Origin of the sequence: Ruegeria halocynthiae, assembly GCF_900106805.1 — a bacterium.
GTDB classification, from domain to species: domain Bacteria; phylum Pseudomonadota; class Alphaproteobacteria; order Rhodobacterales; family Rhodobacteraceae; genus Ruegeria; species Ruegeria halocynthiae.
On sequence record NZ_FNNP01000007.1, the window covers coordinates 1 to 19,459 of the forward strand.

The following is a 19,459-nucleotide window of genomic DNA, read 5'->3' on the forward strand; positions in this document are numbered from 1 at the left end:
GGTCAAATACAGTGTCGCGGGATGGAGCAGCCCGGTAGCTCGTCAGGCTCATAACCTGAAGGTCGTAGGTTCAAATCCTACTCCCGCAACCAAAATTATCGGCCAGATATAAAACACTTAGCCTCGCATAACGCGAGGCTTTTTGCATTCGGGCCAACACAACTGGAAGCACTGTGGAAGCAACACTTGCTTCCGGTGAGGTTAGTCGCCGGAGTTAAGCATCAGATTAAGCGTTACAGAAAATATCAAAAAACGGATCATGAGTAACATTTATCTTGCCGCGAATCGATGTGACGCTTATTAACCGACCTATCGGTCAATTATTGGCATGACATCAATTTTGGAGTGTTCGTTACATGGACGCCTTTATCTGCGACGCCCAGCGTACCCCAATAGGACGATATGCAGGCAGTCTGAGCCAGGTGCGTACGGATGATCTGGCGGCAATTCCATTGGCTGCGCTCGTTGCCAGAAACCCTCAGGTGGATTGGGCTAGCGTGGATGACGTCATTTATGGAGACGCCAATCAAGCCGGAGAGAGCAACCGCAACGTGGCGCGGATGGCTGCGTTGCTGGCAGGATTACCAGTCGAAGTTCCAGGTACAACGCTCAATCGGCTCTGTGCGTCCGGTATGGATGCGGTGGGCATGGTCGCGCGCGCCATAAGGGCCGGGGACTATGACATGGCGATCGCGGGAGGTGTCGAAAGCATGTCGCGCGCGCCTTTTGTAATGCCCAAGGCGGCAGCCGCTTATTCACGCACAAACGCGGTTTACGACACCACTATTGGCTGGCGGTTTGTGAACCCGAAGATGAAGCAGGAATTTGGCATCGACTCGATGCCCGAAACAGCAGATAACGTTGCGGAAGCTTACGGTATCAGCCGCTCTGATCAGGACGCGTTTGCCGAACGCAGCCAGGCCCGATGGGCCGCGGCGCACCAGGCCGGGGTGTTTCAGGAGGAGATCACCCCGGTCACCATCCCTCAACGCAAAGGCGATGCGATTGTCGTCGAAACGGATGAACATCCGCGCCCCGGAACAACTGTAGAGAAACTCGCTGGCCTGAAGGGGATCAACGGGCCCAACAAAACTGTCACCGCTGGAAATGCCTCGGGCGTGAATGACGGTGCTGCCGCTATTTTGCTGGCCAATGAGGCCTCGGCGGTCAGGAATGGCCTAACCCCCATTGCCCGCGTGGTTGGGATGTCTGTCGCAGGTGTCGAGCCGCGCATTATGGGTATTGGACCTGTTCCTGCCAGCCGCAAGGTTCTGGCGCGCGCGGGTCTGAACATCGAACAGATGGATGTGATAGAGTTGAATGAGGCCTTCGCGTCGCAAGGCCTTGCCACGCTGCGCGAACTGGGTGTGGCCGATGATGCACCGCATGTAAATCCAAATGGTGGGGCAATTGCGATCGGCCATCCGCTTGGGATGAGCGGCGCGCGACTGGTCATGACAGCGGCCTATCAGCTACGCCGTACGGGCGGACGCTATGCGCTTTGCACAATGTGCGTGGGCGTGGGCCAAGGTGCCGCACTTATTCTTGAACGCGTGTAAGGGAGGAGACCCGACATGTACGCTCAGATGGTAAAATCAGCTGGAACCGGTGTGAAATCCCGCGAGGAGATGACCGAGCAGGAGCGCGCCTTTCAGGACAAGATTGACGCCGATATCAAGATCGAGCCCAAAGACTGGATGCCCGATGATTACCGCGCTACGCTGATCCGTCAGATTGGTCAGCACGCGCATTCCGAGATCGTTGGTCAACTGCCCGAAGGCAACTGGATCACCCGCGCGCCGACGTTGGAACGCAAGGCGATCCTGCTGGCCAAGGTGCAGGATGAGGCCGGGCATGGGTTGTACCTATATTGTGCAGCTGAGACGCTGGGCGTCAGCCGGGATGAAATCACCGAGATGCTGCTGGATGGCCGCATGAAATACTCGTCAATCTTCAACTATCCGACGCTGAACTGGGCCGATATCGGTGCGGTCGGATGGTTGGTTGATGGCGCCGCGATCATGAATCAGGTTCCGTTGCAGCGGACATCCTTTGGACCGTATTCGCGCGCCATGATCCGCATCTGCAAAGAAGAAAGCTTTCATCAGCGTCAGGGCTATGACGCGATCCGCAAGATGGCAGAAGGCACGCCAGAACAGCGCAAGATGGCACAGGATGCAATGAACCGGCTCTGGTACCCGTCGCTGATGATGTTTGGTCCATCGGACAAGGAAAGTGTGCATTCGGCGCAATCCATGGCGTGGAAGATCAAGATCAACACCAATGATGAGCTGCGCCAGAAGTTCGTGGATCAGACTGTGCCGCAGGCCGAATATCTGGGTCTGAGCATCCCCGACCCGGACCTGAAATGGAACGAAGAGCGGGGCCACTACGATTATACTGACCCGGACTGGTCCGAGTTCTTCGACGTGATCAAAGGCAACGGCCCTTGCAACGTCGATCGTCTGGCTGCGCGCAACAAGGCCTGGGATGATGGCGGGTGGGTGCGCGACGGGCTGCTGGCCCATGCCCGCAAGAAACGAACACGCAATCTGGCTGCAGAATAAGACTGCCCTGAGGAGGATACCAAATGAACAACGAATGGCCCCTGTGGGAAATCTTCATCCGCGGTCAGCATGGGATGAGTCACCGTCACGTCGGCTCACTCCATGCACCCGACGCGGAAATGGCGATCAAAAATGCCCGCGATGTCTATACCCGCCGCAACGAAGGTGTGTCGATCTGGGTGGTTGAGGCCAACAACATTTCGGCCTCGTCGCCCAGCGACAAAGGCCCGCTGTACGAGCCCAGCGAAAGCAAGGTCTACCGCCACCCGACCTTCTTTGACATCCCCGATGAAGTGGGGGCAATGTGATGACCCGGGACGAGGCATTCCTGCAATTCCTGCTGCGGATGGGGGACAACTCCCTGATCCTGGGCCATCGCGTTAGCGAATGGTGCGGCCATGCGCCGGTGCTGGAAGAAGACATCGCGTTGGCCAATACCGCGCTGGACCTGATCGGTCAGACCCAGATGTGGCTGGGCTTTGCGGGCGAAATCGACGGAGGCAAAAGTGCCGATGATCTGGCCTTTCTGCGTGACGCGTGGGATTTCCGCAATGTCCTGTTGGTCGAAGTTCCGAATGGCGACTTCGGTCGCACCTTGATGCGCCAGTTCCTGTTCGATGCATGGCATTCGATCATGTTGGGACGGCTGATGAAATCCTCTGACGAACGGGTTGCGGCGATCGCCGCCAAGGCCAGCAAAGAGGTCACGTATCACCTCGAACGCTCGGGCGATACGGTTGTGGGTCTCGGCGACGGGACCGAGGAAAGCCATGCCCGGATGCAGGACGCGCTGAACTATCTCTGGCCCTATGTGGGCGAGATGTTCGCCAGCGACGATGTGGACGCCGAGATCGCCAAGGCCGGAATCGCACCGAACCCCGCCGATCTGCGTGCGGAATACGACGAACTGATCGGACGGGTTCTGACCGAGGCAACGCTGATCATCCCTGAAAGCCGCTTTGCCCATAAGGGCGGGCGCGACGGGTGGATGCATACCGAACATCTGGGCCATCTGCTGACGCAGATGCAGTGGCTGCAACGCGCCTATCCCGGCGCAACCTGGTAAGGACGGATGCGCGCCGCAACGGATCAGATCTGGGGTTGGCTCGATGCCGTTCCCGACCCCGAAATCCCGGTGATATCCGTCGTGGATCTGGGCATTGTGCGCGACGTACGGTGGGAGGATGACACGCTGAAGGTTACGGTCACGCCAACCTATTCCGGCTGCCCGGCGACATCCGTGATTGCGATGGATATCGAAACCGCCCTGCGTGATCACGGGATTGATGATATCCGAATTGAGACCAGCATCGCCCCTGCCTGGACCACCGATTGGCTCAGCGAAAAGGGCCGCGCCAAGCTGGAAGAGTTTGGCATCGCCCCGCCGCAACCCGCAGGCGGCCCCGAACGTTGTCCGCGCTGCGCCAGCAAGGCAGTTGAAAAGGTCAGTCAGTTTGGCTCGACCCCGTGCAAAGCGCACTGGCGCTGCACGGACTGCCTGGAACCGTTTGATTATTTCAAGTGCATCTGAGGAGGAGCACCGGATGGCAAGATTTCACGATCTTGAGGTCACCGACATTCACAAAACCATCCGCGATGCGGTGGTGGTGACACTGAAGCCGGAAAACGGCGCGGCCGAAGAATTCGATTTCACCCAAGGCCAGTACCTGACCTTCCGCCGTGATTTTGACGGGGAAGAGTTGCGGAGGTCCTACTCGATTTGTGCGGGCAAGGATGAAGGCATTCTACAGGTAGGGATCAAACGTGTGGACGGCGGCGCGTTTTCGACATGGGTTAATGCGGACTTGAAAGTCGGTGATGTCGTGCAAGCGATGCCGCCGATGGGAAGTTTCCACACCGCGATCGATCCTTCTGCGGAAAAGCAGTATCTGGGCTTCGCGGGTGGGTCGGGTATCACACCGGTATTGTCCATTCTTAAGACAACGCTGGCGCGTGAACCGCATTCACGTTTCACACTGGTCTACGCCAACAAAGGCGTGAACACGATCATGTTCCGCGAAGAGCTGGAGGATCTGAAGAACCTCTACATGGGCCGCCTGAACGTGATCCACATTCTGGAAACCGACGCGCAGGAGATTGAGCTGTTTACCGGGTTGGTGACTCAGGAGAAATGCGCTGAGCTGTTTGAGCACTGGATCGACATCAAGAACGTCGACACAGCCTTTATCTGCGGTCCTGAACCGATGATGCTGGGCATCGCAGCTGCCCTGCGCACCCACGGGCTGGACGATGGGCAGATCAAGTTCGAACTGTTCGCCAGCGCCCAGCCGGGTCGTGCCAAGCGAAAGGTCAGCGATGCAGGCACTGTGTCTCAGACCAATCAAACCAAAGCATCGATAACAATGGACGGGGCGACGCAGACCATCACGATGCCCAAGGACCAGTCGATCCTCGACGCGGCGTTGGAAAACGCAATGGACGCTCCTTACGCCTGCAAGGCCGGGGTTTGTTCAACCTGTCGCTGCCGCCTGATCGAGGGCGATGTCGAGATGGTCGCCAATCACGCATTAGAAGATTACGAGGTCGAAAAAGGCTACGTGCTGAGCTGCCAAGCCTATCCACTGACCGACACTGTTGTTGTCGATTACGATCAGTAAAGGGGAAGACCAATGGCCGAAGACATGACACTTGAAAGCTATCTGGCCGCAGGCGGGATGCTGACCAATCCCACCAATGTCCCACCGCGTTACCGTGCTGAACTGATGAAACTGATGGCGACGTTTGTTGACAGCGAATTGGCTGGGGCGGCCGGTTTTGCCGATATCATTAATCAGGGACCGGGGATCAAGGAACGAATTGCAGCGGCAAAGATCGTTCTGGAAAAGACCGACAATGCCGAACGTGTGCTAAGGCTCATGGGTGAATTTGGCGCCAACGCCGACCGTTATGCAACCCACCACCCCTGGACCACCCGATTGGATCGCAACGCCGATATCGGCACCACCCGGACCGGGCATGACATGCGTCTTGCGGTATTCAACTACCCGATCGAAGGCTGGGAAGACGCGGTTGTAATGAACCTGTTGATGAGCTGCGCTGTCGCGGTTCAACTGTCCGAGTTCTCGCAGATCTCTTATCAGCCGCTGGCCGAAGCCTTCCGTGATATCACGCCTGTTGAAGCACATCATGGCGAACTCGCTTTGGAGGGCGCGGTAAAGCTGATCGAGCAGGGCAAGGCGACGCAGATGCAGTCGTCAGTCGAATACTGGTGGCCACGCGTCGCGGCGAGCTTTGGCGCAGGTGGTGCAGAAAAAACCGAAGCTTTACATAGGATGGGATTGCGAAAACGAACCGGGGCAGAGCTGAGAGACCTTTGGGCGACCAAGGCTGAAGAAATGGTTCGTCACCTCGGGCTGAAAACACCCTAGCGCATCATGCCCGACGTCTGCGACTGAGCAGGCCATATTTCACAGCCCATCCGCGTAGTGATCAGCGCTTGCGTCTGCCCTGCTTCAGCGCCTGTTTCGACGGCGCGCCGCCTATTCGGTTAAACTCGAATACGTCGATAATGCGTTCAGCGCAGCCGCAGGTCTCGCCCTTTGTGACTGGGGTGATCCCGTGGCATTTTTCCTTGGCGCTCGCGTGCTTCAAACGGGCGATATGGGCCATGCTGGATCACACCACCAATTGCCCCAGAATACTCTGGTGACGGAACTTCAGTTATTCTGATAGTAAAACGAAAGCCTGCGGCTTGACCCGCTTGGTGGGCGCGGAAACGGGGCTGCTCGCATGACTTGCTCTTTTGCCGCGCGTTCGATCTCTGGCGAGCCTGAGCTGTCTACAATGTCAATCCAGGCCAATGATCCGTCGGGATTGATTTCAAAGAACACCTGAGCGAAGCCACGAACCGGCACATAGACAACAGGCGCACGGTTCAAATGGACAAGGACCTGACCCGCATAGTTGGTAGTATTGGAATTGCCCGTACCACGACCTGTAGATTGATTTCGATTGGCCGTGAATGGATCAGTTCCTTCCTTTTGATAACGGCTCAGAGGCGATTCCAATGTTGTTTCAGGAAAGCGTAATTTGTCGAAATTCTTGAATCCACTGAGACCACTCTGGGTCTCTGGCGCTGGTCTGCGATCCGGAAGGCGCGGGCGTTTCGAAACAGTCACCGCCTGTTCTGAGGTGTCCGTTTCCGGCTCATCGATTGCACTCGGGATTTCCGGATCAACCTCTGCGTTCTCGGAAGGGATCACCGGGGCAGCGGGATCGTTTGCAGGAGGTAGCGCGGCCAACCTCTCTGGTTCCTGAGTAACGGGAGGCGTTACCGCAGCGTCGGAGTTCGCAGTTGTTTCGGTGCTGGACGGGGCGACCGGCTCGGTCAGAACTTCTTCCTGCACCTCCGATTGTGGAGAGGCAGGGGCCCCTACATCGGGTGAAGTTACCTGCTTTGGATCGGGAGATGCGACATGGGTTTCGCTGATCGGGATTTCAGCACGCTCTGGCGTGATGACCTCTTCGATCGGCGGTTCCGGGGTTACAGCGGGTTCCGGTTGAACCGGATCGGGTGTGATTTCGGTAAAATTTTCGAATGAGTTACCCAGTTCTACTGCATTAATCGGGCCGTCATCAGATCGATTCTCGGTCAGGTTGGGTCCGAAAAAGTTGATCCCCAGGAAATGCAGGAAAAGTGATAGCAGACCAGCCGCAGCGGCGACCAACGCCGACTTCCGGATCATTTCAGCGCCTGCGCGGTCACGAGGAACACCGATGATGCACCATGCCTTCGAAGGTCGCCGGTGACCTCCATCAATCGTTGTCCCGAAGCATTGCGATCAGGGACAATCCTGACAGGCCCCTGATCACGGCTGGCCATGAAGGTTTCGGGGTCCGTTTGCGCTCCACGAAAACTGAGCACCCCATCTGCTTTCAGCACCAACGCGTCGGGCGGTTCGCGCCCCTCGAGTTCTGAAGTGTCAACGAGTTGAAGTTCGGGGTCGAGCGGTGGGGCCACCGTGCCGGCAATCAGAAAAAAGATCAGCATCAGAAAAACGACGTTGATCAACGGTATGGTCGAGTCACGCTTACGGTTTGGGCGAACGTAGCGGATCATCGGCTTACTCCAGTACCGTCACTGCCAACCCATCGCGTCCGCGCAGCCTGACCAGCAGGTCAACAAGTCGCTGAGCTGACGTGTCGGCGTCAAGACTCACCAGGGCTTGTCCGGTACCGACCTGCGCAGACAGCTCGTCAAGCGTTACGGGTTCACCGTTCAAAACTATCCGCTCGGCACCGATCTGGATGAATGCTCGCTCTGTTGGCTCTTGCGCTGCGGTTGCTCCTGCGGTCGCGCTGCTCAGTTCGATTTCCGCGAACTTGGAGAATGTCGAAGACAACATGAAGAACAGCAACAGCAGAAATATGACATCAATGAGTGGTGTCATCGACATAGGTCGTCTGACAAAGGGTGCCGTGTTACGCATGTTCAGCGCTCAGAAACGCGTTGGGGTCAGCCTCGGGATTGATGGATTGGTTCGGCACCAGAACCGTACGCAGCGCTTTGTCTGCAAAGACACGTTCCCGCGCGGTTCTGCTTTCAAACCAGGACAATACCATTGAAGTTGGCATTGCCACGGCAAGGCCGACGGCGGTCGTTACCAATGCAACCCAGATGCCACCTGCCAACAACGACGGATCGACCGAAGAGCCAGCGGACTGAAGGCTTTGGAACGCTTCGATCATCCCCAGAACCGTTCCGAACAATCCAAGCAGTGGGGCAAGCTGGGCAACCGTATCCAACAGGCGAAACCCGCGTTCCAACCCGGCCAGCGCCAACCCGGCCTCGGCATCCAGACGGGCGTCAAGATCCGGAGTATCCGGCGCATCCATTGCTGCTTGTACAAGAGGAGCGAGATAGCTGCTGCTCTGTGCTAGGCGCGTCCGTGCATTGGCCCGATCACCCGCATCCCAGGCCTGCAGTGCTTGCGATAAAATTTTGTGCCGACCCACACCACACGCCGCGAATTGCCACAGCTTATAAAGGCTAACCGCCACCGTCAGGATCGACATGACAATCAGGATTGCGACTACGGGCCCGCCGAGGGCCAGGATTTCACGAATAGAAGACAATACACTCATCCTAGCAATTCCACGTCTATCCGGCTGCTGAGCGATAACGCTGATTGACATATATCGCTCTGAGAGCCGTTTATCACACACGAACTTGCACCATTAATCAGTGCACGCCCTACCGCGGCGCAAGCCATCCCCGGCAGATCGAACTGACGCACACGCGGACGATCCATTGGGAGATCACGAAAATCAAACAGCGAAAGCGTAACCACACCACCATCAGCGTTAAAGATCACAGTCTCGAACACGGCTTCGTCAATTGCCGATCCGGATTGGTTGTTAACCAGAAATGTTAACCTGCAGGCTTCACCGACATCCTGAACGGCATTGAGTTCCAGTGAAAGCTTGGCAAGAGGAGTCTCGGTGGTTTGTGCCAGGGCTCCAAATGAATAAAGACATGCGGAACATGCAGCAAGGAGACGAAGTATTAGCATTGGCGGGTACCCATTTGCTTGTACGAACCTAGATTGTCCGCGAATTAATACCGACAATGATAGTTCCTTACCTGATAGTACAAGCACATCAAGGGATCGCTGAAACTATTGTGAATTCGTCAGTAAAGACAGGTGCGTTTTGGAATGATGTATTTGCATGACATAAGTGGCGAACCACAAGTCACATGATCGATTTCGATCACAAGGCCATAAGGCGGCAAGATATGATCGCAGGTACGGCCCACACCCCTTTTCAGCGTCATTTGCCGACGATGGGGGCTGCGAACTGCAACGTCGAAGATCAGAGCTTCAACGGCTACTTCGTAAGCAGACCCGGTGGTCCTCCAGTGCAGCAGTTTTGACCGATGTTCACAAAGTCCATGACAGGACCATGCTGATTGCCTAGAAATGTCAATTAAGTTTGCGATTGGAACCAGGTGATCCAAGTGGAGCAATTGGCATTTACTTACGAGATGGGTGTGGTTTCCGCGCTTTTGGCCTTTACGGTTTTCTTGTTTGTATCCGAAATCGTCAGAATTGATCTCTCAGCCATTCTTGTTTTGGTGATCGTTGGCCTTCTAAGTTATGCACCTGGGCTCGAGAATCTGGCGGATGTCCCTCATCTGTTTGATGGTTTTGCGTCAAACGCAGTCATTTCGATCATCGCGGTCATGATCGTGGGGGCAGGGCTGGATAAGACCGGTTTGATGAACAAGGTTGCCTCGGTCATTCTGAAATATGGCGGCAAGTCCGAAAAGCGTGTGCTGCCGATCATATCGGGCACCGTGGGCGTAATCTCATCATTCATGCAGAATGTTGGGGCGGCGGCGTTGTTTCTGCCAGTGGTCAGCCGCATTTCATCGAGATCGGGCATCCCGCTATCACGTTTGCTGATGCCCATGGGGTTCTGCGCCATTTTGGGTGGGACAATGACAATGGTCGGGTCATCGCCTTTGATCCTTTTGAATGACCTGATCCAGACCGCAAACGAAGGGTTGCCAGAAGCACAGAAGATGCAGCCATTTGGACTGTTTTCGGTCACGCCCATCGGGGCGGTGCTCATCCTTACGGGGATCGGATATTTCTTGCTTCTGGGCCGGTGGGTGTTGCCGGGCGATTCAGGGTCGAAAAGCACGGGTACCGGGCGGGGAACGAAAGAATATCTCCAGCGGGTTTATGGACTGAAGGCGGATGTTTTTGAGGTCGTGGTGCCGGCCGACAGCCCATTGGTCGGGCAGATTCTGGCGGATATCAATTTCGAAAACCACCTCTATATCATTTCGACCTTCTATCGCGGTAAAACGTCAATGGTTCAGGTGCTGACGGCCGAGATTGCCGCGCCCTGCAGATTGGCAATTGTCGGGCGGCGCTGGGTTGTCGAAGAATTTGCCCAAAAGTATGGGCTGACTGTGCTGCCGGATCTGGATGTCTTTGTCGAGGAATTTGCACCGACAAATGCCGGGGTGGCCGAAGTGGTGGTAACGCCCGATAGCAAGTTGATTGGCAAATGCCCCCGCGAACTTCTGTTCCGCAAAACATATGGAATGTCTCTGCTCGCCATCCACAGGGGGGAAGAGACGCTGAGCCATGTCGAGACAGACACGCATGAATCCACGCAGATCGGGCTTGAAGAATTCAAGGCCGGTGACATGTTGGTTGCCCATACCCGTTGGGACAACCTGATGCGGATCAAGCGTGATCCGGACTTTGTTGTTGTCACGTCGGACTTCCCGCAAGACGAATTGCGCCCGCAAAAGGTTGGCTGGGCACTTTTGTTCTTTGCAATCTCATTGTCGCTGATCCTGTTCACGGATGTGCGGTTATCGCTCTGTTTGCTGACCGGCGCTGCAGGAATGATGTTGACCCGGGTGCTGAGCGTGGACGAGGCGTACCGGGCAGTCGGGTGGAACACGGTCTTTTTGCTGGCTTGTCTGATTCCATTGGGTCAGGCCGTGCAGAATACAGGGACTGCAGCGTGGATCGCGCAGCAGATCATGATCATTCTGGACGGCTGGCCCATCTGGTCGCTGCAGGCGGGGGTTGCCATTTTGGCGACGGCGTTTTCGCTGGTGATGTCGAATGTCGGGGCCACCGTTTTACTGGTACCCCTTGCGGTTTCAATTGCCGTTGCCGCCGGTGGCAATCCGGTGGTCTTTGCGCTGACCGTCGCGATTTCGACCTCGAACAGTTTCATTATCCCGACCCATCAGGTTAACGCGTTGATCATGGGGCCTGCAGGATACAAGGTGACGGATTTCGTACGCTCCGGCGGTATCATGACGATCATTTTCTTGATCGTCTCGCTGTTGATGCTCAACGTGATCTTCTGACTCAATCGACTATTCAGTCAGTCTAATCGTTCGGCCCTGTTCGGATGCCTGTTGCGCAGCAAGCCCGATGCGGACGGCCCATATCCCATCACGCAGAGTGACTTCGGGTGTGGTGCGCTCCCCCCGGACCAACTCCAGGAAACCTTTGTGTTGATAATAGGTCGAGCCATTGTGGTCTCCCGCCGCCAGCAATTCGGGATCAACTGGGATGTTACGCTGGATTGGGCCCTTTGGTGCGCGAGGGCTGATGATCAACTGTGGCATAGGCGCGTCGCTCAGATGCTCGGGCCAGAATCGGCCAGGGCCCGGGACCAGCGCTTCGATCTTGGCTTTAGACCCGATTGCCGAGATCTCCTCCTGATAGCGTGCGCCTTCAGCAAACATGCAAAGCTCCAACATGGCGCGTGCGCCTGAGGCGAAATCGACGATGACATAGCCGTGGTCCAGTATGTCCGGAGTCTCGCCGTCATACTCTTCGTCCAGGTGATTGACGGCTTGGCCGCCGCTTGCTGAAACCCGCACAGGGTCGGATTGCAGGATCAGGCGCATGAGGTCAAAGAAATGGCAGCATTTCTCGACGAAAGTCCCACCGGTATTGCGGCTAAATCGGTTCCAGTCGCCGACTTTTTCCAGGAAGGGGAAACGATGTTCGCGGATCGACAGCATTTTGACCCCACCGCTGGTGGTTTCAGCTTTGTCGATCAACGCGGCGATGGGTGGCATATAGCGATATTCCATCGCAACCCAGATCGGGTGAGGATAGCTGCGTTCCAAGTCCTCAAGCCGGTCAAGATCGGCGGGATCGGTGAACAAAGGTTTCTCGATCAGCAGGGGCAGGGGGCGGGTCTGCGCTATCTCGGCCAGCTGTTCGACATGCAAGTGGTTGGGGCTGGCGATGACCAAACAGTCCAAGTCGCTGATGGTCAGAAGGTCCTGAATTGACGAAACCATCTGCGCCTCGGGCGCGATGGCCTGTGCCTTTTGCGCCATCGCCGGGTCAGGTTCAAATATTGCAGCGACGCGTGTGCCCTTTAGCAGAGCGATATTGTGCAGGTGTTCCTGCCCCATCATGCCGCATCCGATCAGCCCGTAATTGGTGGTCCGGGTCATGCGCAGTTCCTTTTACTTCAGGCGTTGGACGTATGTGGCCCGATCCGGGTCGAACCATGTTTTCGAGAATTCGACGGGTTCAGCTTTTTCAGACCAGCTAAACCGTTCGATATACCCTGCGGTCTGGCCTGCAGGTTTGGTGAAGCCACCGGGAGTCCAGTCGGGCAGGGTGCCTATCGAAACGCGATCCTCGGCCCTGGTAATCCAGAAGCCAAGCTGTTGCTGATAATAGCGATACAGCGAGTCGGATAGCAGACTCCGGTCGATGATTCCGGCCGATTCGTCCAGCCAGATTTCTTCGACCGCGATGATTGTGTCATTCAGATAGCGCATCCGGCGCACGCGCGAACCGTAGTCAGACAGGCCAAACCTTGGCAGGTCTGCGGGCTTCTCCAGATAATCGACCGACAAGATATCGGCGCGCGGCAAACCACCGCCTTCGGGCAGTTCTAGCCGGAACATCGCATAGACGCTGTTCTGCGTTCCAGTCTCGCGTATGTAATTGCCCGAGCCATGAATACGCTCCAACATGCCTTTTTTCTCAAGCTCGGCAAGCGATTTTCGCAACGTGCCGACCGAGACATTCAAGCTGACAGCCATGTCGCGCTCAGGCGGTAGTCGTTCGCCATCGATCAGACGGCCTGCCGCGATGTCGCGGATCAGCAGTTCGGATATCTGTACATAGATCGGCAGGGCGTTGGGGTTGCGGTTGTTTGGGGTCACTTGCGGGCGCTTCATTCGGTCGCAGGAAAAATTGATACACTATTGATCTACATCAATGTGATTGCTACGCAAGAGAAAAGTAAAAGATGCACGGAGCGCGAATCAAATGACCATCGTCCCCATCACATCCCCCGACCTGGATGCGGCCGAGGTTTCGTGGTTTGCAGCACTATGCTCGGATGACTATCAGTTTCTGGGTGTGCCCGATGGTGATCTGCGATCCAGTTGGGATCATTGTTCTGGCATCGTGAAAGAAGCCGAGGCGCAAGGGTTCCGCAACATCCTTTGCCCATCGTCTTATCAGGTCGGTCAGGACACGCTGAGCTTTGTCGCAGGTTGCGCGCCGATCACGGAAACGATCAACCTGCTGGCCGCCGTGCGGTGTGGTGAGATGCAGCCCATCATGCTGGCCCGCACCATCGCGACGCTGGATCACATGCTGAAAGGTCGGTTGACGGTTAACATCATCTCGTCCGATTTCCCCGGTGAGAAAGCCGACAGCGCGTTCCGCTATCAGCGCTCACGCGAAGTGGTCGAAATTCTGAAACAGGCCTGGACACGAGATGAGATCAACCATGCGGGTGAGGTCTACAACTTCTCGGGCCTGACTACGGACCCGGCCCGGCCTTATCAGAGCGGTGGCCCGCTGCTCTATTTTGGTGGCTACTCACCATCTGCTCTGGATCTGTGCGGCGAGCATTGTGACGTTTATCTGATGTGGCCAGAGACCAAAGATCAACTGGCTGAGCGGATGAAGGCGGTTCACGCAGTGGCCGACAGCTACAACCGTACGCTGGATTATGGCCTGCGCGTTCACATGATCGTCCGCGATACCGAGGCCGAAGCACAGGACTATGCGGATTACATCGTCTCGAAACTGGATGACGACTATGGCCGCGCCATCCGTGAACGCGCGCTGGATGCGACCTCGCTGGGCGTGGCGCATCAGTCCAAGAACCGCGATCTGGCGGATGAGTATGGCTATGTCGAACCCGGACTGTGGACGGGTGTGGGGCGCGCGCGGTCGGGCTGTGGTGCGGCGCTGGTCGGGTCGACCGATCAGGTCATGTCCAAGATTGAAGAGTATCAGAAGATGGGCATCCGCGCGTTCATATTCTCGGGCTACCCGCACATGGATGAGGCCAAGCATTTTGGCGCCCGCGTGATGCCCAACCTGAAAACCTGCTCGTTGCCCGAAGCTTATGGGCGCGTGCCTGCAAACACCCCGGCGACCCCGCTGGGCAACGGAGTTCGTCGCTGATGCAACGTGTGAAACTATCCGACAGGCTGGAATTGAGCCGCCTTGTCTACGGCATGTGGCGGCTGGGCGATGATAGCGATACATCAACTGCGCATGTTGAGGCCAAAATTCAGGCTTGTCTGGATCAGGGTATAACCACCTTCGATCAGGCTGACATTTATGGCGGATACGCGGCTGAGGCCGTTCTGGGCAACGCCTTGCGCGCCAATCCCAGCCTGCGTGCGAAGATGGAGATCGTCACCAAATGTGACATCGTTGCGCCGATGGGGCGCTATGCGGAGGCGAAGGTCAAATACTACGACACGTCGCGCGCGCATATTCTGAAATCGGTCGGGACGTCTTTGTCGGAAATGGCCATTGACCATATAGACTTACTGCTGATCCACCGACCTGACCCATTCATGGATCATCATGAAACCGGCGCGGCGTTGGACGAGGTTGTGGCCAGCGGCAAGGTCGGCGCGGTTGGCGTATCCAATTTCCGTCCGTGGGACTGGTCTTTGCTGCAGTCGGCTATGAAAAACCAGCTGGTCACCAATCAGGTTGAGATTTCTCTGGGCGAGATCAGCCCATTTACCAACGGCGATCTAGCGTTCCACCAGCAGCATGGGCATCCGTTGATGGCGTGGTCTCCGTTGGGCGGGGGCCTGCTGATGGCCGGGAACCCCCCGGTCGGTGTTGTTGCGGATGAAATTGCTTCAGAATTCGGTGTGGATCGAGCCGCTGTAGCGGTTGCCTTCCTGCTCGCGCATCCGGTGAACATCCTGCCGGTTCTGGGCACCAATAATCTGGGCCGCATCAAGCGCGCCTCGGACGCTTTGAAGGTCAAAATGGATCGCGAAACCTGGTACCGCCTGTATGAGGCGGCGCTGGGGCATGAGGTGCCATGATGAATGCAATCTCGCGTGACATGACCTATACATTCGTCCCCCGTAAGGACGATACCCGTACGTTGCGCGACGCGTTTGGCCGTTTTGCCACCGGTGTCACCGTCGTGACCTGCGACAGCGAAGATGGGCCGATCTGCATCACCGCCAACAGCTTTTCTTCCCTGTCGCTGGATCCGCCGCTGGTGATGTGGGCCGGCGATCGTAGTTCACGCCGGTTCCGTTATTTCCACGCGGCGCGTCACTTCAGCGTACATGTCCTGTCTGCCGAACAGGCTGAGCTGTGCTTTGGCTGTTCGAAAGATGCCCACGCGCTGCGTGAAATCGAACATGACCGGTGTGAAAACGGCACCCCTTTATTGCCGGGCAGCCTTGCCCGGTTCGAATGCGAGCAGCATGCCTCTCACGATGCAGGCGATCACGTGATCGTGGTGGGCAAAGTTCTGAAGGTCAGCATGGCGGATGGAGACGCGCTGACCTTTTACGCCGGAAAACTCGGCCAATTCGCGCAGGACTAAGCGCGATATGACGACTGCGGGAAAAACCCGCAGCCGAAATTGGGAGGATCCGCATGGGCGGACTGGCATCGGTGCTGGCGCCGATTGCATTCGTGAACGAAACCGCGCTGCGTCTGGGCCGCGCGGTTGGTGTCGTTGCGATTGCATTCATGGTCATCGCAATCCTGATCCAGGTGTTTTTCCGATATGTATTGGGAAACGCCCTACCTTGGCCCGATGAGGCCGCGCGGTTTTGTATGCTGTGGATGACCGGCCTGATGGCCCCCACCGCGTTTCGCCGCGGGGGCTTTGTCGCTATCGATATGCTGCAGCGTTTCCTGCCACGCGTGTTGGGCCTCTCACTCAATCTATTCCTGCAGCTGATCTCGCTGGCTGTCCTGCTGGTCGCGGTCAATATTGGCTGGTCCGAGGTCACTGGCTTTGGTGGCCGTTTCACCACGGCGGCTCTCTATCTTCCCACCTCCTTCGGGTTCGATGAATGGTACCGCATTCCGCGAAGCTGGATGATGGCTTCGCTGTTGGTGGGGATCGTCCTGCTGATTTCGGTCAATATCGAACTGATCCTGCGGTCTGTCGTCACCCTACTTGGTGGCGCACACCTTCTGCCTGAAATTCCCGAAGCTGCAGTGGGGGCTGAATAAATGCTGATCTGGTTCCTACCCACATTCCTGATCTTCCTGCTGATCGGCCTGCCGGTCTTTTTCGCACTGCTTGCAGCGCCTGGCATCCTTCTTTGGCTAAACGGTCAAACCAACGACATCACGCTGCTTTACCGCAATGTCTATAACGGCATGGACAGCTTCCCATTGATGGCGATCCCCTTTTTCATGCTGGCCGGAGAGCTGATGAATCGGGGCGGCATCACCATCCGTCTGGTCGAGTTCAGCCAGGCCTTGATGGGCCATTTTCGTGGCGGTCTGGCTCATGTGAATGTCCTGAGTTCTATCCTGTTTGCTGGTCTTTCGGGGTCGGCGGTTGCTGACACCTCGGCGCTGGGCTCGATGCTTATCCCGGCGATGGAGAAACAAGGCTATACTCGGAAATTCGCCGCTGCGATTACGGCTGCCAGTTCCGTCATCGGACCGATCATCCCTCCATCTGGCATCATGATCATCTACGCCTATGTCATGGGCGAAAGCGTCGCTGCTCTGTTCCTTGCGGGCATCGTGCCTGGCGTAATGGTCGGCGTTGGTCTGATGCTGATGATCAAGGTCATGGCCGACAAATATGACTTTCCCGTTGCCAGCCGCAAATACACCTGGCCCGAACGGCGCCAAGCCAGCCTCAAGGCATTTTTTCCGCTGATGACCCCGGTGATCATTCTGGGCGGTATTCTGGGTGGTATCTTCACACCAACCGAGGCTGCAGCGGTGGCCGTGGGATATGCGTTCATCATCGGGTTCTTTGTCCTGCGCACCCTGACACTGAAGGAAGTTCCCGAGATCCTCAGCAACGCCGGCATGACCTCGGCGGTTGTGCTTCTGTTGGTCGGGGCCGCGATGGCGTTCAAAACCGTGGTCAGCCTCAGTCACGCGCCGGAACAGCTGGCCTCGCTGATCCTCAGCCTGTCGGAAAACCCGCTGATCCTGTTGTTCCTGATCAATCTGCTGCTGTTCGTCGTCGGCATGTTTCTGGACGCTGGCCCCGCGATTATCATCCTTGGCCCGATCCTTGGCCCCATCTTCACCAGCCTCGGCGTCGACCCGATCCATTTTGCCATCATCATGAGCGTCAACCTGACCGTTGGGCTGGCCACGCCGCCGATGGGGCTGGTGCTGTTTGTGGCCGCCGCCGTGTCACGCGAACGGGTCGAAACCATCGCCAAGGCGATCCTGCCATTCCTGGCAGTCGAAATCATAGTGATCTTTCTGATCACATACATCCCGGCACTATCGATGACGATCCCGAGGATAACGGGATTTGCAAACTAACTGAGTATCACAGGGAGGAAACGCATGCTCAGAAGATTTATCAAAACCGCAGCGGTGGCGACATCGCTGGTGGCCGCGTCCGCCATCGCCGCGACAGCGGCCGATTACACGCTGCGCGCCACCGCGAATTCAAACGAAAACGATGAGGACTATGACGGCCTGGTCGTTTTCAAGAACTATGTCGAGGCCGCATCGAACGGTGCAATCGAGGTGGAACTGTTTATCGGTACGCAGCTGTGTTCGAACGGGGCAGAATGCCTGCAGGGCGTGGCGGATGGAACCATCGACATCTACATCTCAACTTCGGGCGGGGCCTCGGGTATTTTTCCTTACGTGCAGGTGCTGGATCTGCCCTATCTGATGGCCGATGACCGCATTGCCGAGCATGTCCTTTCCGGTGATTTCACCCGGCAGATGCGTGATATGGCACTGGAGGATTCTGGCGGCGCGATCCGTCTGATGACCATTGGCAATACCGGCGGTTGGCGCAACTTCGCCAATACACAGCGCCGCGTGGCCGAGCCTGCCGATATGGAAGGCTTGAAAATCCGCACCGTTGTCGCCGACTTGCCACAGGAACTGGTCAAGGCGCTGGGCGCGTCGCCGACCCCGATCCCGTGGCCGGAACTGTTCACCAGCTTCCAGACCGGTGTTGTCGAGGGGTCCAAGAATGGGATTACCGACATCATGGGGATGAAATTCCCCGATGCGGGTCTGCAATATGTCACCCTTGATGGTCACGCCTACATGGGCGCCCTGTGGTGGATGAACAATGCAAAATTCCAGGAAATGCCCGAGGACATGCGCCGCGTTGTTGTCGACGGTTTCTATGCTCTGCAGCAGGCCACCTTTGCCTCGCCCAAGCGTAAGTCGATCCAGGCTTATGAGGATTTCGTCGCCGGTGGAGGTGATCTTTACGTTCCCACGCCCGAGCAGAAAACCGCGTTCAAAGAGGCCGCGACTCCGGTCTATGCCTGGTTCCAGTCCAATGTGGCGCGCGGAGACGAAGTGTTCAATGCTCTGAACGAAGCGGTCGCAGCGGCCGAGGTAGACGTAAACGCCTCACGCGATGCGGACCTGAACTAAACTGTTGGGTCGGGCCATTTGGCCCGGCCTTTACCGAAACGGGTACATCCACCCCTTGTAGTCATTGACCAGAACATGCGCCCTTTCGATTTGCTCCGGTGTCATTTTCTTGATTACTTCCTCAAGGCTGATCGCCGCATCGGGATCGCCGCCAATGGCGCTGAGCGTGTACCACATATAGGCCCGAACCAGATCAGGCGCGGGCAAGCCCAGACCCAGTTCATAATACCATCCGATACCGGACTGCGCCCCCGGATGCCCTTTCATCGAGGCGCGCAGATACCATTCGAACGCCCGTTCATAGTCCTGTTCGACCCCAAGACCCAGCCCGTACATGACACCGATCAGTTCCTCAGCCTCGGCATTGCCCGAACGCGCGGCGGGCAGCAGTTCCTCGCGGGCGGCCTCGAAATCCCCGGACTCCATCAGATCGCGTGCTTGTTCCAATTCGGCCAGCGCCGGCGATGCAAGCAGGCAAAGGGCAAATACAAACTGACGCATGGCGTTGCTTTC

The 19,459-nt window shown here is 56.9% G+C and carries 23 protein-coding genes and 1 tRNA gene; 15 read left to right on the forward strand and 9 right to left on the reverse strand.

The features are described 5' to 3' along the window. Positions 1 to 15: 15 nt before the first annotated feature. The 8 genes from BLU89_RS15640 (at position 16) to BLU89_RS15675 (ending at position 5,956) form a co-directional block, all read left to right on the forward strand. Positions 16 to 92 (forward strand) — tRNA-Met (locus tag BLU89_RS15640). Positions 93 to 356: 264 nt separating this feature from the next. Then, a complete protein-coding gene (gene pcaF, locus BLU89_RS15645) occupies positions 357 to 1,559 on the forward strand; it encodes a 3-oxoadipyl-CoA thiolase (protein WP_074737788.1) in 1,203 nt (400 codons plus the stop codon). Positions 1,560 to 1,574: 15 nt separating this feature from the next. After that, the gene (gene paaA, locus BLU89_RS15650; RefSeq protein ID WP_074737789.1) at positions 1,575 to 2,567 is read left to right on the forward strand and encodes a 1,2-phenylacetyl-CoA epoxidase subunit PaaA; all 993 of its coding nucleotides are present in this window, start codon (positions 1,575 to 1,577) and stop codon (positions 2,565 to 2,567) included. A 23-nt stretch (positions 2,568 to 2,590) separates the two neighbouring features. Beyond that, positions 2,591 to 2,875 (forward strand): 1,2-phenylacetyl-CoA epoxidase subunit PaaB, encoded by a 285-nt coding sequence (paaB, locus tag BLU89_RS15655; RefSeq protein ID WP_010437865.1) that lies wholly within the window; start codon positions 2,591 to 2,593, stop codon positions 2,873 to 2,875. Beyond that, positions 2,875 to 3,633 carry a 1,2-phenylacetyl-CoA epoxidase subunit PaaC gene (gene paaC, locus BLU89_RS15660; RefSeq protein WP_074737790.1) on the forward strand — a complete coding sequence of 253 codons (759 nt, stop codon included), beginning with the start codon at positions 2,875 to 2,877 and terminating at the stop codon, positions 3,631 to 3,633. Before paaB ends, paaC begins: the two co-directional genes overlap by 1 nt. A 6-nt stretch (positions 3,634 to 3,639) precedes the next feature. Further along, on the forward strand, positions 3,640 to 4,098 hold the full coding sequence (paaD, locus tag BLU89_RS15665) for a 1,2-phenylacetyl-CoA epoxidase subunit PaaD (RefSeq protein WP_074737791.1): 459 nt from the start codon (positions 3,640 to 3,642) through the stop codon (positions 4,096 to 4,098). Between the two features lie 13 nt (positions 4,099 to 4,111). Beyond that, entirely contained in the window at positions 4,112 to 5,185 is a 1,074-nt protein-coding gene (locus tag BLU89_RS15670; protein WP_074737792.1) for a 2Fe-2S iron-sulfur cluster-binding protein, read from the forward strand. A 12-nt stretch (positions 5,186 to 5,197) separates the two neighbouring features. Next, the gene (locus BLU89_RS15675; RefSeq protein WP_074737793.1) at positions 5,198 to 5,956 is read left to right on the forward strand and encodes a Phenylacetic acid catabolic protein; all 759 of its coding nucleotides are present in this window, start codon (positions 5,198 to 5,200) and stop codon (positions 5,954 to 5,956) included. A gap of 61 nt (positions 5,957 to 6,017) precedes the next feature. Here BLU89_RS15675 and BLU89_RS15680 read toward each other — a convergent pair whose 3' ends face one another. The 6 genes from BLU89_RS15680 to BLU89_RS15705 are packed head-to-tail and all read right to left on the reverse strand — an operon-like array spanning position 6,018 to position 9,100. Next, positions 6,018 to 6,197: a hypothetical protein gene (locus tag BLU89_RS15680; protein ID WP_074737794.1), complete on the reverse strand. Its 180-nt coding sequence runs from the start codon at positions 6,195 to 6,197 to the stop codon at positions 6,018 to 6,020. Between the two features lie 47 nt (positions 6,198 to 6,244). Then, on the reverse strand, positions 6,245 to 7,273 hold the full coding sequence (locus BLU89_RS15685; protein WP_074737795.1) for an energy transducer TonB family protein: 1,029 nt from the start codon (positions 7,271 to 7,273) through the stop codon (positions 6,245 to 6,247). Further along, complete coding sequence (locus BLU89_RS15690) at positions 7,270 to 7,647, reverse strand: ExbD/TolR family protein (RefSeq protein WP_074737796.1); 378 nt, start codon at positions 7,645 to 7,647, stop codon at positions 7,270 to 7,272. The genes BLU89_RS15685 and BLU89_RS15690 overlap by 4 nt, the downstream gene beginning before the upstream one ends. 4 nt (positions 7,648 to 7,651) lie before the next feature. Further along, positions 7,652 to 7,978, reverse strand: coding sequence for an ExbD/TolR family protein (locus tag BLU89_RS15695; protein ID WP_074738067.1), 327 nt, complete (start codon positions 7,976 to 7,978; stop codon positions 7,652 to 7,654). 31 nt (positions 7,979 to 8,009) lie between these two features. Continuing rightward, on the reverse strand, positions 8,010 to 8,672 hold the full coding sequence (locus BLU89_RS15700; protein ID WP_074737797.1) for a MotA/TolQ/ExbB proton channel family protein: 663 nt from the start codon (positions 8,670 to 8,672) through the stop codon (positions 8,010 to 8,012). Beyond that, the gene (locus BLU89_RS15705) at positions 8,669 to 9,100 is read right to left on the reverse strand and encodes a hypothetical protein (RefSeq protein ID WP_074737798.1); all 432 of its coding nucleotides are present in this window, start codon (positions 9,098 to 9,100) and stop codon (positions 8,669 to 8,671) included. The genes BLU89_RS15700 and BLU89_RS15705 overlap by 4 nt, the downstream gene beginning before the upstream one ends. A gap of 473 nt (positions 9,101 to 9,573) precedes the next feature. Between BLU89_RS15705 and BLU89_RS15710 the strand changes: the two genes are divergently transcribed. Then, a complete protein-coding gene (locus BLU89_RS15710) occupies positions 9,574 to 11,430 on the forward strand; it encodes an SLC13 family permease (RefSeq protein ID WP_074737799.1) in 1,857 nt (618 codons plus the stop codon). A 9-nt stretch (positions 11,431 to 11,439) separates the two neighbouring features. Here BLU89_RS15710 and BLU89_RS15715 read toward each other — a convergent pair whose 3' ends face one another. Together BLU89_RS15715 and BLU89_RS15720 are read right to left on the reverse strand one after the other, a co-directional pair. Then, positions 11,440 to 12,540 carry a Gfo/Idh/MocA family protein gene (locus BLU89_RS15715; protein WP_074737800.1) on the reverse strand — a complete coding sequence of 367 codons (1,101 nt, stop codon included), beginning with the start codon at positions 12,538 to 12,540 and terminating at the stop codon, positions 11,440 to 11,442. Between the two features lie 12 nt (positions 12,541 to 12,552). Beyond that, on the reverse strand, positions 12,553 to 13,278 hold the full coding sequence (locus tag BLU89_RS15720; RefSeq protein ID WP_074737801.1) for a GntR family transcriptional regulator: 726 nt from the start codon (positions 13,276 to 13,278) through the stop codon (positions 12,553 to 12,555). A 91-nt stretch (positions 13,279 to 13,369) separates the two neighbouring features. On the opposite strand from BLU89_RS15720, the gene BLU89_RS15725 reads away from it, so the two are divergent. The 6 genes from BLU89_RS15725 to BLU89_RS15750 are packed head-to-tail and all read left to right on the forward strand — an operon-like array spanning position 13,370 to position 18,946. After that, positions 13,370 to 14,524 (forward strand): LLM class flavin-dependent oxidoreductase, encoded by a 1,155-nt coding sequence (locus tag BLU89_RS15725; RefSeq protein WP_074737802.1) that lies wholly within the window; start codon positions 13,370 to 13,372, stop codon positions 14,522 to 14,524. Beyond that, on the forward strand, positions 14,524 to 15,414 hold the full coding sequence (locus BLU89_RS15730; RefSeq protein WP_074737803.1) for an aldo/keto reductase: 891 nt from the start codon (positions 14,524 to 14,526) through the stop codon (positions 15,412 to 15,414). Before BLU89_RS15725 ends, BLU89_RS15730 begins: the two co-directional genes overlap by 1 nt. Further along, positions 15,414 to 15,929, forward strand: coding sequence for a flavin reductase family protein (locus BLU89_RS15735; RefSeq protein WP_074737804.1), 516 nt, complete (start codon positions 15,414 to 15,416; stop codon positions 15,927 to 15,929). The genes BLU89_RS15730 and BLU89_RS15735 overlap by 1 nt, the downstream gene beginning before the upstream one ends. A gap of 53 nt (positions 15,930 to 15,982) precedes the next feature. Further along, positions 15,983 to 16,570, forward strand: coding sequence for a TRAP transporter small permease (locus BLU89_RS15740; RefSeq protein ID WP_074737805.1), 588 nt, complete (start codon positions 15,983 to 15,985; stop codon positions 16,568 to 16,570). Next, complete coding sequence (locus BLU89_RS15745) at positions 16,571 to 17,860, forward strand: TRAP transporter large permease (RefSeq protein ID WP_074737806.1); 1,290 nt, start codon at positions 16,571 to 16,573, stop codon at positions 17,858 to 17,860. A 24-nt stretch (positions 17,861 to 17,884) separates the two neighbouring features. Beyond that, positions 17,885 to 18,946 carry a TRAP transporter substrate-binding protein gene (locus BLU89_RS15750; protein ID WP_074737807.1) on the forward strand — a complete coding sequence of 354 codons (1,062 nt, stop codon included), beginning with the start codon at positions 17,885 to 17,887 and terminating at the stop codon, positions 18,944 to 18,946. A gap of 30 nt (positions 18,947 to 18,976) precedes the next feature. Here the strand turns inward: BLU89_RS15750 and BLU89_RS15755 are convergent, their stop codons facing one another. Further along, positions 18,977 to 19,447, reverse strand: coding sequence for a tetratricopeptide repeat protein (locus BLU89_RS15755; protein ID WP_074737808.1), 471 nt, complete (start codon positions 19,445 to 19,447; stop codon positions 18,977 to 18,979). Between the last annotated feature and the right edge of the window lie 12 nt (positions 19,448 to 19,459).

Bases quoted from the DNA above. Each gene is read 5' to 3' on its own strand.
- BLU89_RS15725 (WP_074737802.1), top strand. From the start codon at position 13,370: ATGACCATCGTCCCCATCACATCCCCCGACCTGGATGCGGCCGAGGTT.
- BLU89_RS15680 (WP_074737794.1), bottom strand. From the start codon at position 6,197: ATGGCCCATATCGCCCGTTTGAAGCACGCGAGCGCCAAGGAAAAATGC.
- BLU89_RS15755 (WP_074737808.1), bottom strand. From the start codon at position 19,447: ATGCGTCAGTTTGTATTTGCCCTTTGCCTGCTTGCATCGCCGGCGCTG.
- BLU89_RS15750 (WP_074737807.1), top strand. From the start codon at position 17,885: ATGCTCAGAAGATTTATCAAAACCGCAGCGGTGGCGACATCGCTGGTG.
- BLU89_RS15675 (WP_074737793.1), top strand. From the start codon at position 5,198: ATGGCCGAAGACATGACACTTGAAAGCTATCTGGCCGCAGGCGGGATG.
- BLU89_RS15685 (WP_074737795.1), bottom strand. From the start codon at position 7,273: ATGATCCGGAAGTCGGCGTTGGTCGCCGCTGCGGCTGGTCTGCTATCA.
- pcaF (WP_074737788.1), top strand. From the start codon at position 357: ATGGACGCCTTTATCTGCGACGCCCAGCGTACCCCAATAGGACGATAT.
- paaD (WP_074737791.1), top strand. From the start codon at position 3,640: ATGCGCGCCGCAACGGATCAGATCTGGGGTTGGCTCGATGCCGTTCCC.
- BLU89_RS15690 (WP_074737796.1), bottom strand. From the start codon at position 7,647: ATGATCCGCTACGTTCGCCCAAACCGTAAGCGTGACTCGACCATACCG.
- BLU89_RS15735 (WP_074737804.1), top strand. From the start codon at position 15,414: ATGAATGCAATCTCGCGTGACATGACCTATACATTCGTCCCCCGTAAG.
- paaB (WP_010437865.1), top strand. From the start codon at position 2,591: ATGAACAACGAATGGCCCCTGTGGGAAATCTTCATCCGCGGTCAGCAT.
- BLU89_RS15710 (WP_074737799.1), top strand. From the start codon at position 9,574: ATGGGTGTGGTTTCCGCGCTTTTGGCCTTTACGGTTTTCTTGTTTGTA.
- BLU89_RS15740 (WP_074737805.1), top strand. From the start codon at position 15,983: ATGGGCGGACTGGCATCGGTGCTGGCGCCGATTGCATTCGTGAACGAA.
- BLU89_RS15730 (WP_074737803.1), top strand. From the start codon at position 14,524: ATGCAACGTGTGAAACTATCCGACAGGCTGGAATTGAGCCGCCTTGTC.
- BLU89_RS15670 (WP_074737792.1), top strand. From the start codon at position 4,112: ATGGCAAGATTTCACGATCTTGAGGTCACCGACATTCACAAAACCATC.
- BLU89_RS15720 (WP_074737801.1), bottom strand. From the start codon at position 13,278: ATGAAGCGCCCGCAAGTGACCCCAAACAACCGCAACCCCAACGCCCTG.
- paaC (WP_074737790.1), top strand. From the start codon at position 2,875: ATGACCCGGGACGAGGCATTCCTGCAATTCCTGCTGCGGATGGGGGAC.
- paaA (WP_074737789.1), top strand. From the start codon at position 1,575: ATGTACGCTCAGATGGTAAAATCAGCTGGAACCGGTGTGAAATCCCGC.
- BLU89_RS15695 (WP_074738067.1), bottom strand. From the start codon at position 7,978: ATGACACCACTCATTGATGTCATATTTCTGCTGTTGCTGTTCTTCATG.
- BLU89_RS15705 (WP_074737798.1), bottom strand. From the start codon at position 9,100: ATGCTAATACTTCGTCTCCTTGCTGCATGTTCCGCATGTCTTTATTCA.
- BLU89_RS15715 (WP_074737800.1), bottom strand. From the start codon at position 12,540: ATGACCCGGACCACCAATTACGGGCTGATCGGATGCGGCATGATGGGG.
- BLU89_RS15700 (WP_074737797.1), bottom strand. From the start codon at position 8,672: ATGAGTGTATTGTCTTCTATTCGTGAAATCCTGGCCCTCGGCGGGCCC.
- BLU89_RS15745 (WP_074737806.1), top strand. From the start codon at position 16,571: ATGCTGATCTGGTTCCTACCCACATTCCTGATCTTCCTGCTGATCGGC.